Source organism: Geodermatophilus sp. SYSU D00525 (genome assembly GCF_054050475.1).
Map to the genome: position 1 here is coordinate 162,916 of NZ_JBJGZK010000007.1, position 12,124 is coordinate 175,039.

13 protein-coding genes are annotated in these 12,124 nt (G+C 76.2%); 6 read left to right on the plus strand and 7 right to left on the minus strand.

Features of this window, described 5'->3' with window-relative positions:
- Positions 1-27 precede the first annotated feature (27 nt).
- The gene (locus ACI796_RS08730) at positions 28-549 is read left to right on the plus strand and encodes a DUF488 domain-containing protein (RefSeq protein ID WP_456940832.1); all 522 of its coding nucleotides are present in this window, start codon (positions 28-30) and stop codon (positions 547-549) included.
- A gap of 67 nt (positions 550-616) precedes the next feature.
- Here ACI796_RS08730 and pruA read toward each other — a convergent pair whose 3' ends face one another.
- Positions 617-2,242 (minus strand): L-glutamate gamma-semialdehyde dehydrogenase, encoded by a 1,626-nt coding sequence (pruA, locus tag ACI796_RS08735; RefSeq protein WP_456940833.1) that lies wholly within the window; start codon positions 2,240-2,242, stop codon positions 617-619.
- Positions 2,243-2,293: 51 nt separating this feature from the next.
- Positions 2,294-3,223 carry a proline dehydrogenase family protein gene (locus ACI796_RS08740; protein ID WP_456940834.1) on the minus strand — a complete coding sequence of 310 codons (930 nt, stop codon included), beginning with the start codon at positions 3,221-3,223 and terminating at the stop codon, positions 2,294-2,296.
- A 107-nt stretch (positions 3,224-3,330) separates the two neighbouring features.
- Here ACI796_RS08740 and ACI796_RS08745 point away from each other — a divergent pair, with 107 nt between their 5' ends.
- Positions 3,331-4,434 carry a PucR family transcriptional regulator gene (locus ACI796_RS08745; protein WP_456940835.1) on the plus strand — a complete coding sequence of 368 codons (1,104 nt, stop codon included), beginning with the start codon at positions 3,331-3,333 and terminating at the stop codon, positions 4,432-4,434.
- A gap of 7 nt (positions 4,435-4,441) precedes the next feature.
- On the opposite strand, the gene ACI796_RS08750 is transcribed toward ACI796_RS08745, so the two are convergent.
- The gene (locus tag ACI796_RS08750; protein WP_456940836.1) at positions 4,442-4,906 is read right to left on the minus strand and encodes a hypothetical protein; all 465 of its coding nucleotides are present in this window, start codon (positions 4,904-4,906) and stop codon (positions 4,442-4,444) included.
- 75 nt (positions 4,907-4,981) lie between these two features.
- Here ACI796_RS08750 and ACI796_RS08755 point away from each other — a divergent pair, with 75 nt between their 5' ends.
- The 3 genes from ACI796_RS08755 to ACI796_RS08765 all read left to right on the plus strand — a co-directional run bounded on the left by ACI796_RS08755 (position 4,982) and on the right by ACI796_RS08765 (position 8,628).
- Positions 4,982-5,548 (plus strand): TetR/AcrR family transcriptional regulator, encoded by a 567-nt coding sequence (locus ACI796_RS08755; RefSeq protein WP_456940837.1) that lies wholly within the window; start codon positions 4,982-4,984, stop codon positions 5,546-5,548.
- Positions 5,549-5,647: 99 nt separating this feature from the next.
- Positions 5,648-6,250 (plus strand): biliverdin-producing heme oxygenase, encoded by a 603-nt coding sequence (locus tag ACI796_RS08760; RefSeq protein ID WP_456940838.1) that lies wholly within the window; start codon positions 5,648-5,650, stop codon positions 6,248-6,250.
- Complete coding sequence (locus tag ACI796_RS08765; RefSeq protein WP_456940839.1) at positions 6,247-8,628, plus strand: SpoIIE family protein phosphatase; 2,382 nt, start codon at positions 6,247-6,249, stop codon at positions 8,626-8,628. Before ACI796_RS08760 ends, ACI796_RS08765 begins: the two co-directional genes overlap by 4 nt.
- A gap of 36 nt (positions 8,629-8,664) precedes the next feature.
- On the opposite strand, the gene ACI796_RS08770 is transcribed toward ACI796_RS08765, so the two are convergent.
- The 4 genes from ACI796_RS08770 to idi form a co-directional block, all read right to left on the minus strand.
- On the minus strand, positions 8,665-8,919 hold the full coding sequence (locus ACI796_RS08770) for a hypothetical protein (protein ID WP_456940840.1): 255 nt from the start codon (positions 8,917-8,919) through the stop codon (positions 8,665-8,667).
- Positions 8,916-9,689 (minus strand): SDR family NAD(P)-dependent oxidoreductase, encoded by a 774-nt coding sequence (locus tag ACI796_RS08775; RefSeq protein WP_456940841.1) that lies wholly within the window; start codon positions 9,687-9,689, stop codon positions 8,916-8,918. The genes ACI796_RS08770 and ACI796_RS08775 overlap by 4 nt, the downstream gene beginning before the upstream one ends.
- A gap of 108 nt (positions 9,690-9,797) precedes the next feature.
- Entirely contained in the window at positions 9,798-10,580 is a 783-nt protein-coding gene (locus tag ACI796_RS08780) for a polysaccharide deacetylase family protein (protein ID WP_456940842.1), read from the minus strand.
- Positions 10,581-10,667: 87 nt separating this feature from the next.
- Positions 10,668-11,231, minus strand: a complete 564-nt coding sequence (gene idi / locus ACI796_RS08785) for an isopentenyl-diphosphate Delta-isomerase (RefSeq protein WP_456940843.1) — start codon at positions 11,229-11,231, stop codon at positions 10,668-10,670.
- Positions 11,232-11,290: 59 nt separating this feature from the next.
- Here idi and ACI796_RS08790 point away from each other — a divergent pair, with 59 nt between their 5' ends.
- A complete protein-coding gene (locus ACI796_RS08790; protein WP_456940844.1) occupies positions 11,291-12,124 on the plus strand; it encodes an alpha/beta fold hydrolase in 834 nt (277 codons plus the stop codon).

Genomic DNA, 12,124 nt, shown 5'->3' on the forward strand with positions numbered 1-12,124 from the left:
ACCGCGGCTCCCGGGTAGGGGGTGTCCGTGCTGCTCACCGTGGGCCACGGACCGGACGACCGGACGGCCCTCGCCGCCCGGCTGTCCGGGGCCGGGGTGGACGCGGTGGTCGACGTCCGCCGCTTCCCCGGCAGCCGGGGCAACCCGGACGTCCGGCGGGAGGCCCTCGCGGAGTGGCTGCCCGCCGCCGGGATCGGCTACCGGTGGGAGGAGCGGCTCGGCGGCCGGCGCCGGCTGCCGCCGGACGAGCTGGCGGCCGACGGCTGGTGGACCGTCGCCCAGTTCGCCGCCTACGCCGCGCACACCCGGACGCCGGCGTTCGCGGCCGCGCTGGACGGCGTGCTGGCCGAGGCGGCCGCGGCGACGGTCGCCGTGATGTGCAGCGAGGGCGTGTGGTGGCGCTGCCACCGGCGACTGGTCGCCGACGTCGCCGTCCTCGCCCGCGGCGTGCCGGTCACGCACGTCATGCCCGACGGCCGGCTCACCCCGCACCGCCCGTCCGAGGGCGCCGTCGTCCACGACGGCCTCGTGCGCTGGCCGGCCCGGTGACGTGCCGGAACGGCCCTCCCGCAGGGGCCCGCCGCGAGCGTGCGAGCGGTGGGGGGCGGGAGGGTCCTCAATCCATGTGCGGGTAGCGGTGGTCGGTCGGCGGGACGAACGTCTCCTTGATCGACCGGGTCGACGTCCAGCGCTGCAGGTTCTGCGCGGCGCCGGCCTTGTCGTTGGTGCCCGAGGCCCGCCCGCCGCCGAAGGGCTGCTGGCCGACGACGGCGCCGGTCGGCTTGTCGTTGACGTAGAAGTTGCCCGCCGCGAAGCGCAGCTTCCGCTGGGCGTGCGCGATGGCCGCCCGGTCCTGGGCGATGACCGCGCCGGTCAGTGCGTACGGCGCCGCCGACTCCATCTGCGTGAGCACGGTGTCGTAGTCGGCGTCGTCGTAGACGTGCACCGCGAGGATCGGGCCGAAGTACTCAGTGGTGAACACCTCGTGCCCGGGGTCGGTGCCCTCGATGACCGTCGGCCGGACGAAGAAGCCCTCGGAGTCGTCCTTCTGGCCGCCGGCGACGATCGACAGCGCGGGGTCGTCGTCGACCCGGTCGATGACGCCGGACAGCTTGGAGAACGACTTCCGGTCGATGACCGCGCCCATGAAGTTCGAGAAGTCTGTGACGTCGCCCATCGACAGCGACTCGGTGGTGTCGACGAGGTCGTCGCGCAGCCGGGCCCACACCGATCGCGGGACGTAGGCGCGCGAGGCCGCCGAGCACTTCTGCCCCTGGTACTCGAACGCACCCCGGACCAGCGCGGTGCGCAGCACGTCGACGTCGGCCGAGGGGTGGGCGACGACGAAGTCCTTGCCGCCGGTCTCGCCGACGATGCGCGGGTAGCCGCGGTAGTTGGCGATGTTCTCGCCCACGGTGCGCCACAGGTGCTGGAACACCGGGGTCGAGCCGGTGAAGTGGATGCCGGCGAGGTCGCGGTCGGCGAGCACCACCTCCGACACCGGGATGCCGTCGCCGGGCAGCATGGTGATCACGCCCGGGGGCAGGCCGGCGGCCTCGAGCAGCCGCATGACGAAGTGCGCGGCGAACTGCTGGGTGGGGGCGGGCTTCCAGACGACGGTGTTGCCCATGAGCGCCGGGGCGGTGGGCAGGTTGCCGGCGATCGCGGTGAAGTTGAACGGCGTGACCGCGTAGACGAAGCCCTCCAGCGGCCGGTGGTCGCTCCGGTTCCACACCCCCGGCGAGGACACCGGCTGGGCGGACACGACCTCGCGGGCGAAGTGCACGTTCCAGCGCCAGAAGTCCACCAGCTCGCAGGCGCTGTCGATCTCGGCCTGGTGGGCGGTCTTGGACTGGCCGAGCATGGTCGCGGCGTTCAGCGTCTGCCGCCAGGGCCCGGCGAGCAGGTCGGCGGCCTTGAGGAACACCGCGGCGCGGTCGTCGAGGGACAGGTCGCGCCAGGCGGGGGCGGCGGCCTTCGCGGCGGCCACGGCCTCGGTGGCGTCGGCGTGCGTGGCATGCGCCGAGGTGCCGAGCACGGCGGCGTGCCGGTGCGGCTGGACGACGTCGAAACGCTCGCCGCCGGCCATGCGCTGCTTGTCGCCGATGGTCGCCGTCAGCTCCAGCGGCTCGGCGGCCAGCTCGGCCAGGCGGGTCTCGAGCGCGGCCCGCTCGGGCGAGCCGGGCGCGTAGCTGAGCACCGGCTCGTTGCGCGGCGGGGGGACGCGGGTGGTGCCGTCCATCGGGGACCTCCAGACGAGTGCGGCAGAGACGGCCGTCTCTGCCGGGGCGGGTCAGCGGGAGACGAGGGCGCGGAGGAAGAAGCGGAGGTTCGCCGGGCGCTCGGCCAGCCGGCGGACGAAGTAGCCGTACCAGTCGCGGCCGTAGGGCACGTAGGCGCGCACGCGGGTGCCGGACGCGGCCAGCCGGCGCTGCTCGTCGACCCGGATGCCGTGCAGCATCTGCACCTCCCAGGAGTCGGCGGCGCGCCCGTACTCGGCCGCCAGCCGCTGGGCCAGCGTGATCATCGCCGGGTCGTGGCTGCCGACCATCGGGTAGCCGGGCCCGCGCATGAGCACGCCGAGGCAGCGGGCGTAGGCGGCGTCGACGTCCCGGCGGCCCTCGTGGGCGACCGACGGCGGCTCGTCGTAGGCGCCCTTGACCAGCCGCACCCGGGAGCCCGGCGTGGCCAGCGCCTGCACGTCGTCCTCGGTGCGGTGCAGCGCGGCCTGCAGCACCGCGCCGGTCTGCGGGTGGTCGCGGCGGAGCTCGGCGAGGACGGCGAGGGTGGCGTCGACGGTCGAGGAGTCCTCCATGTCGAGGGTGACCGTGGTGCCGGCCCGCGCCGCGCACTCGACCACCGGCCGGACCAGCTCCAGCGAGAGGTCCTCCCCGCCCGGCAGCGCCTGCCCGAAGGCCGACAGCTTCACCGACACCTCGGCCCGCGGGCCCAGCTCCAGCGGCGCCAGCGCCTCGAGCAGGGCGAGGTAGGCGTCGCGGGAGGCGCGCGCCGCGGCCGGGTCGGTGACGTCCTCGCCGAGGTGGTCGAGGGTCACCTCGATGCCCTCGCCGGTGAGCCGGCCGACGACGGCCAGCGCGTCGGGCAGCGTCTCGCCGGCCACGAACCGCTCGACCACGCGCCGGGTCACCGGGGTGCCCACGAGCGCGCGGCGCAGCGCCGGGCGGCGGGAGGCCCCCAGCAGCAGGGTCTTCGTGGACAGCACCGGCCACCTCCGTCGTCGAGTGTGACCTCGAACGCTAGGAGCGCCCGATCGGGTCCGCCAGGGACGGACGTACGGACTCCGGACGTCCGGTTTCATACAGTCGTACGGTGCGCGACGACCTGCAGGACGTGGTGGACGAGGTCGCCCGGCTGCTGCGCGCCCCGGCCACGCTGGAGGACGTCGACTTCACGCTGCTCGCCTTCGCCGCCCACCCCCTCGACGGGGGCGACACCGCGATGGACGCCGTCCGCACCCGCTCCATCCTCGGCCGCGGCTCCACCCCGGACACCCGCCGCTGGTTCGAGGACCTCGGCATCGCCACCGCGCAGCGGCCGGTGCGCACCCCCGCCGACCCGACCGCGGGCATCCTCACCCGCCTGCTCCTGCCGGTCCGGCACGGCGGCCGCACCCTCGGCTACCTCTGGCTGCTCGACGGCGGCCGCACCGACCCCGACGACGACGCCGACCCGGCCCTCGCCGCGGCGGTCGACCTCGCCGCCCGCGCGGGGCGGCTGCTGGCCGGCCGGGACGACGACGGCGACCTCGGCGAGGCCCTGGCCGCCGTGCTCGCCGGCACCGCGCCGGCGCGCGAGCGGGCGGCGCGCACCCTGGCCGCCCGGCTCGGCGAGGACGCACCGCTGGCGCTGGTCGCGCTGCGGGGCCCGCTCCCCGAGGGCCGGCGGCTCCCGCCGGCCGCGGCGGTGCTCGGCGAGGACCGCCGCGAGGCCGCCGTCCTCGTCCGGCTGGCCCGCCCCGGCGACCTGCGCCCGGCGGTGACCACCGCGTCCGCGGCCCTCGCCCGGCTGTCCGGCGGCGCGGCCGCGGGGGTGTCCGACCCCGCCGCGGGTCCCGCGGGACTGCCCGCGTGCTGGGCGCAGGCCCGCACCGCGGCCCGGGTCGCGGCCGCGGTGCCGGGGCTCGCGCCGGTGGCCCGCTGGTCGGAGCTCGGCGGCTGGCGGGTCGCCGCGGCACTGCCCGCGCCCGACCCGGCCGTCGCGCCGCTGCTCGCCGACCCGGTGCTGGCCGCCACGGCCGAGGCCTACCTCGACGCGGCCGGCAGCGTCGCCCGGACCTCGGCGGCGCTGTCGATCCACCGGCAGACGCTGTACTACCGGCTGGGCCGGATCACCGCGCTGACCGGCCTGGACCTGGCCGACGGCGGCACCCGGCTGCTGGTGCACGCCTCGCTGCGCCGCGCCCGGCTGCCCTGACCGCCCGTCAGCGCAGCCGCTGCTCGGCGGCGGCGAGCACCCGCGGCACCAGCCGGCGGTGCACGGCCGACAGCGGCGGCCACAGCAGCCGGCCCCACGGGCGCTCGTAGGACAGGCACGTCGTCCAGGTGACCCGGCGCGCGGTGGCCTGCACGACCATGTTCGCGCGCAGCGACCGGGACGCGGTCTCCAGCCGGATCCAGTCCGCGCCGCGCCCGCCGACCCGCCAGCCGCCGACCGTGTCCGGGGAGCACCGCGGGTCCAGCCGGAAGGCGAGCAGCGCCTGCCAGACGAACCGCTCCGCCGAGCTCGGCACGTCGCCGAACACCGCCCGGGCCCACCGCTCCGGCGTCGCGGTCACGTCGGTGACCAGCGTGCACCGGTCGGCGTAGTCGATCCCGGGCAGCGAGCAGACCTCCCGCGCGGAGCCGGTGATCCCCCGGACCACCCCGGTGCTGTCGAGCAGGGTCACGGCGGCCTCCCTCTCATATACGGTGCCGTACAGACGACGGTAACGGATGTGTACGGTGGCGTACAGGAGGTGGGCGTGGCGGTCGTGCGCACCCCGCGCGAGCGGTGGGTCGAGCAGGGGCTGGCGGCACTGGCGGCGGGTGGCCCGGACGCCGTCCGCGTCGAGGCGCTGGCCAAGGACCTCGGCGTCACCAAGGGCGGCTTCTACGGCCACTTCGCCGACCGGGTCGCCCTGCTCGAGGCGATGCTCGACACCTGGGAGCGGGAGAGCACCGACGAGGTGCTCGAGCGCGTCGAGCGCGAGGGTGGGGACCCGCGGACCCGCATCGAGCGGGCCGGCGTCCTCACCTTCTCCAGCGACCGCCTGCTCCCGATCGACCTGGCCGTCCGCGACTGGGCCCGCCGGGACGAGGCGGTCGCCGCGCGCCTGCGCCGGGTCGACGAGCGGCGCATGGGGCTGCTGCGCGAGCTGATCGGCACGTTCTGCACCGACCCCGAGGAGGTGGAGGCGCGCGCCCTGATCGCCTTCTGCCTGGCGATCGGCGAGCACTTCCTCGCCACCGGCCACGGGGGGCGCACCCGGGCGCAGGTCCTCGCCCGCGCCGCCGACCTCCTGCTGGACCGCGCACCGCGGATGCTCTGACCCCGGGACAGAACTGTTGCGCACTGCACCTTCTCCCCCGCGACGGTGTCGGGGGCGTGACCTACCCTCGAGGGGCTGATGGCTGCGGGAGGAGAGGCGTTGCCTCGAGACGCGGGCGGCGCCGGCGACGTCCTCCGGGACCTCCGCACGGCCACCGCCGTGGAGCACGGACAGGTCGAGGCCACCCTCGACCTGATGGACCAAGCACTGGACCGCGGCCGCCTGGTCACCGTGCTGGCGCGGCTGCACTCCTTCTGGGCCGCGGCCGAGGCGGGGCTGGACGACTGGGCCGCCCGGCACCCCGGCGACGCCGCCGCCCTCGACTGGGACCGCCGCCGCCGCACCGGCCTCTACGCCGCCGACCTGGCCGGGCTGGGCGGCGCCGCCGACGCCGGCCGGCCGGACCTGTCCGCCGTCGCCGGCACCGACGAGGCGCTGGGCCGGCTGTACGTCATGGAGGGCTCGACCCTCGGCGGCACCGTCATCGACCGCCACCTGGCGGGCCTTCCGGGACTGCCCCGGCTGCGCTGCTTCAGCCCCTACGGCGAGGACACCGGCGCGATGTGGGCCGCGTTCCGCCGGGTCACCCGGGCGCACGTCGCAGGCACCGGGGACGCCGGGCGGGTGGTCGCCGCGGCCCGGCAGACCTTCGCCGTCCTCGCCGACTGGTGCGCCCCGGCGGCGCAGGGGGCGAACGCGTGACCGACGTCGAGGCCACCTCGGGCTCCGACACCGCGGGGACGGACGTCGCGTGGCTGTCGCCGGATGAGCCGGTCGACCTGGACAACTGCGCCCGCGAGCCGATCCACGTCCCCGGCAGCATCCAGCCGCGCGGCGTGCTGCTGGCGGTCAGCGAGCCGGACCTGGTCGTCGTCCAGGCGTCGGAGAACCTGGCCGGGCTGACCGGCGTGGGCTGGTCCGACGCGCTCGGCCGCCCGCTCGCCGACGTCCTCGGGGTGGCGCAGACCGAGGCCGTCGTCCGCTCGGCCAGCGCGTTCGGCGACCTGCGCGAGCGCAACCCGGTGGAGGTCACCCTCGACGTCGACGGCGACCCCGTGCCGGTGGACGCGATCCTGCACCGGGCGGTGCTGGGCGGTGCCCGGGACGGGCACGGGCAGCCCGAGGACGGCGACCCGCCGCAGACCAACCTCGTCGTGGAGCTGGAGCCGGCGCGCGGGCCGCGGCCGTTCTCCTTCCCGAACACCTACCAGGCGGTGCGCGGGACCGTCGCCGAGCTCAACCGGGCCTCCACCCTGCAGGAGCTGTTCGACATCACCGCGCGGGCGATCCGCGCCCTCACCGGCTTCGACCGGGTGATGGTCTACCGCTACGACGCCGACTACAACGGCGAGGTCGTGGCCGAGGCGAAGGCCGCCGACCTCAACTCCTTCCTGGGCCTGCACTACCCGGCCTCGGACATCCCGGCCCAGGCGCGGGCGCTGTACGAGAAGAACTGGATCCGGCTGATCAGCGACGTCGGCTACGTCCCCAGCCGCATCCAGCCGGCCGCGCACCCGGCCACCGGCCGGCCGCTGGACCTCACCTACTCGACGCTGCGCAGCGTCTCGCCGATCCACGTCGAGTACCTGCAGAACATGGGCGTGCGCGCCTCGATGTCGATCTCGCTGCTGCAGGACGACCGGCTCTGGGGCCTCGTCGCCTGCCACCACTACTCCGGCCCGCACCAGCCGCCCTACGCCACCCGCGCCGCGGCCGAGTTCCTCGGCTCGACGCTGTCGCTGCGGCTGGTCGACCGCACCGCCCAGGACGAGGTGCACCGGGCGCTGCAGGTCCGCTCCACGCTGGCCTGGCTGACCGCGTCCACCCTCGACGAGGACCGCGCGCTGGCCGACACGCTGCTCGGCACCACCAGCCTGCTCGACGTCCTGCCCGCCGACGGCGTGGCCGTCTGCCTGCAGGGCAGCAGCGGCACCAAGGGCGCGGAGCTGCCGGCCGACGTCCTCGAGCGGGTCGTGGCCTGGGCGGCCGCCCGCGGCGAGGACGTGGTGGCCACCGACGCCCTGCAGCGCGAGGCACCGCAGCTGGGCGTCCCGGTCGAGGTCGCCTGCGGCGTGCTCGTGCTGCCGCTGCCCGAGGGCCAGTACGTGCTGTGGCACCGCCGCGAGGCGGTGCGGCACGTCGACTGGGGCGGCGACCCGCACAACAAGGCGATCGCCGAGCGGGAGGGCGACGACGTCCGGCTCAGCCCGCGCAAGAGCTTCGACCGCTGGCGGGAGACCGTCCGCGACCGCTCGCACCCGTGGACGCCGCAGGAGCACGCCGAGGTGCTGCAGCTGCGCAGCCACCTGCTTGAGGCGCTCTACGCCCGCTCGCGCAGCATCGTCCGCGCCGCCGAGACGCTGCAGCGCAGCCTGCTGTCCGAGCCCCCGCAGCCTGACCACCTGCAGATGGCGGTGCGCTACGTGCCGGCCACCCGCGAGGCCCAGGTCGGCGGCGACTGGTACGACGTCTTCGCCCAGCCCGACGGCTCGACGATGCTGGTCATCGGCGACGTCGTCGGCCACGACGTCCAGGCCGCCGCCTGCATGGCCCAGCTGCGCGGGCTGCTGCGCGGCATCGCCTACGACAGCGGCGAGAGCCCCGCGGCGGTACTCACCCGGCTCGACGCGGCGATCGAGGGGCTGCAGCTCGGCGCCATGGCCACCGTGCTGGTCGGCCGGCTCGAGCAGACCGACGACGAGCGCGCCGCCGGGGTCGCCCGCCTGCGGTGGGCCAGCGCCGGCCACCTGCCCCCGCTGGTCGCCGCCCCCGACGGCACGAGCGCGCCGCTCGACGGCGGCCGGCCCGGCCTGCTGCTCGGGGTGAGCCCGGAGGCGGTGCGCACCGACGCCGAGGTGACCCTCGAGCGCGGCTCCACGGTGCTGCTGTTCACCGACGGCCTGGTCGAGCGCCGGGACGAGGGCTTCGACGACGGTGTCGACCGGCTCGCGCGGGCGCTCGCGGAGCTGCGCGACCGGCCGGTGGAGCAGGTCTGCGACGAGGTGCTGGCGCGGCTGGTCCCCGACGGCGCCGAGGACGACGTCGCCCTGGTCGCCGTCCGCCTGTCCCCGGAGGAGTGAGCGGGCCCCCTCCCGGGATCCGGGAGGGGGCCTCGGTCACGGCTGGGGATCGGAGAAGTCGGCCTCCAGGCCGTCGTCCTGGGCGCCGCCGTCCTCGGGCAGCGGCGCCTCGTCCTCGGCCGCGCGCACCTCGGCCTCGGTGCCGTCGGGCGGGGCGTCGACGCCGCGCGTCAGCTCGGCGAGCAGCCGCTCCTCGTCGGGGCGCAGGTCGCCGCTGCCGAGGTGCTCGCCCGGCTCGCCGGCGTCCGAGCCGGAGGCCATGCCGCTGTCGGGGAGGTCGGGGTCGGTCATCGCGGGAAGTTCGGCTCGAGGCGCGGCACGACCTGCATCTCCGGCACGAAGGCCGACGGGTGCAGCAGGAGCAGCGTGCGGACGGTGTCGGCCACCGCCGACGGCGGCATCATCAGGTGCCCGGGGATGCCCCACTGCTCCATCATCGGCGTGTCCATCGCGGCCGGGATGACGCTCATGACCCGCGCCGGGAAGGGCCGCTCGCTGCCGTCCTCCTGCTTCACGGCCTTCTCCCGCAGCTCGCGCTGGATGCAGCGGGTGGCGTTGAGGAAGCCGGCCTTGGAGCCGTTGTAGGCGATCGCGCCGCTGCCCGAGGTGATCGCCGACAGCGACACCACGTGCACGACGTCGGCGGTGCGGCCCTCGGGCAGGTGCTGCACCCGCTTCACGAACTCGCTGGTCAGGAAGATCGGGCCCTCGCAGTTGACCGCCATGACCCGGCGGTAGTCGTCGAGGTCGATGTCGGTGACGTAGCCCGGGCGGTCGATGCCGGCCACGTTGACCAGGACGTCGAAGGCGTCGCCGTGCTGCTCGAAGAGCCGGGCCACGACCTCGCGGCGGCTGGCGTCGTCGGTCACGTCCAGCGGGACGACCTCGGCGCTGCCGCCGGCGTCGGTCACCAGCTCGCGGGTGCGCTCGCTGCCGTCGGCGTCGATGTCGGCGACGACGACGTGCGCACCGGCCTCGGCCAGCGACACGCACGTCGCCCGGCCGAGCCCGCTGGCCCCGCCGGTGACCAGCGCCACGCGGCCCTTCAGCTCCCCTGCCACCCGTTCCTCCGTCCTCCGGCCCGCTCCCGGACGCGACCGGCGGGCCCGTGATCACGATGCGTCCCCGCCACTCTCGCCGAGGTGCGCGCGGCCCGCAGGTCGGGGCGGTCAGGCCGGGGAGGACCAGACGTCGGCGAGGGTCACCGTCTGCAGCTGCCGGGTCTCGATCAGCTCGAGCATCCGGTCGAGCACGGTGGTGATCGCCGGCTGGTTGGCGTGGCCGACGACGATCGCCCGGGCGGTGAACCACCGGTCCGCGGCGGCCATGAGGTCCTCGGCGCCGATGGCGCGGGCGTCGTCGAAGGTGCCGTTCCACATGACCGTGGTGGGGTGGCCGAGGTCGGCGGCGATGGCGTCGACGCGCTCGTCGTGCGAGCCGAACGGCGGCCGCCAGAACGGGGTGTCGGTGACGCCGAGGGTGCGGCGCATGAAGTCCTGGTTGCGCCGCAGCTCCTCGGCGACCTCGGCGTCGGAGACGGTGGTGAGGTCCGGGTGCGACCAGGTGTGGTTGCCGAAGGCGACCTGGCCGGACTCGATGAGCGGCCACAGGTCGCGGGCGTTGTCGCCCCACGTGCGGTAGCTGCCGTTGGGGAAGAACGTCAGCCGGGTGCCGGTCTCGCGGGCCAGGGTGACCAGCGCCGCGACCACCTCGCCGTCGCTGCCGTCGTCGATGGTCAGGGCCAGCTGCTCGCCCGGTCCGGGCAGCTCGTCCACGACGCCGGCCGGGGCGGGGACGGCGACCAGGCCGCCCGGGCCGGTGGGGGTGGCCGCCGCGGCGGGCGGCGGCGCGGCGAGGTCGGGTGCCGCCAGGTCCATCTCGGCGGCGCCGCGCCCGACGGCGGCCCCGGCGAGTCCGGTGGCGAGCAGGAGGAGGAAGCCCCGGCGGTCCACGCGGCGGACGCTAGGAGGGCGCTCCGGCGCGTCCGGTGCAGCGACACGAGCGGGCGGGCGCGCCCGCCACCGTCCGTGTCCCGGTGACTACCGCCTCTCGCGCTGATGGCTCCCCGGGACCAGCCCGGCCTGCTCGATCAGGCGCGCCTGCTCGCGGCACCAGGGCGACCAGGCGTCGCGCTCGGACTCCTCCTGGCGACGGCGGAACGCCGCCCACTCCAGCAGCTCCCACTCCCCGACCTCGGCCGGGTCGGGGTCGGGCGTGCCGGTGAAGCGACCCAGGTACACCGGGCACACCTCGTTCTCGACGACGCCGCGGAACTCGGCGCGGTAGCGGTATCCGGGCAGCGCCGGGCGCAGGTCGGCCACCTGCAGGCCGAGCTCCTGCTCGGCGCGGCGGGCGATCGCGGCGCCGTCGTCCTCGCCGGGGCCGGGGTGGCCGCAGACGGTGTTGGTCCACATGCCCGGGAAGGTCTGCTTGTCCTCGGCGCGGCGGGTGACCAGCAGCCGGCCGTCGTCGGCGAACAGGTAGGCGGAGAACGCCCGGTGCAGCGGCGTCTCGCCGTGGTGCACCAGCGGCTTGGGCATCGTGCCGATCGGCGTCCCGTCGTCGTCGACCAGCACGATCAGCTCCGCCGCGGTCCCCGTCACCGGCCCATCCTCCCCGACCGCGGGGGTTCCGGCAGCCGCCGGGCGGGCACCGGGAGGGCATGCGGGAGTTCGGGAACGACGGCCTGACCTTCGACGTCCGCGACGACGGGCCGCCGGGCGGGGAGCCGGTGGTGCTCCTGCACGGCTTCCCGCAGGACGCGAGCGCCTTCGACCGGATGGCGCCGCTGCTGCACGCCGCCGGCCTGCGCACCCTCGCGTTCGACCAGCGCGGCTACAGCCCCGGCGCCCGCCCGCGCGGGCGCTCGGCCTACCGGCTGCGCGCGGTGGCCGGCGACGTCCTGGCGCTGCTCGACGCCGCAGGGCTGGAGAGCGCGCACGTCGTCGGGCACGACTGGGGCGGCGCGGTCGCCTGGGCGCTGGGCGCCTGGCACCCCGACCGGGTGCGCACGGTGACCTCGCTGTCCACCCCGCACCCGGCCGCGGTCGCGCGGGCGGTGCTCACCAGCGACCAGGGGCTGCGCTCGTCGTACATGGCCGCCTTCCAGCTCCCGCTGCTGCCCGAGCGGCTGCTGCTCGCCCGCGACGGCGCGGCGCTGCGCGGCGTGCTGGAGAACGGCGGGCTGCCCGCGGACGTCGTCGCCCGGTACGTCGAGCGCATGCGCGAGCCGGGGGCGCTGTCGAGCGCGCTGGCCTGGTACCGGGCGGTGCCCTTCGGCGCCCGCGACGCCGTCGGCGAGGTCACCGCGCCGGCGCTGCACGTGTGGAGCACCGGCGACACCTTCCTCGGCCGGGCGGCCACCGAGCGCACGCGCGACCACGTGCGCGGCCCGTACCGGCTCGAGGTGCTCGAGGACGTGCCGCACTGGATCCCCGAGCTCGCCGCCGAGCGCACCGCCGGCCTGGTCGTCGAGCACACCCGCGCGGTGGCCTGA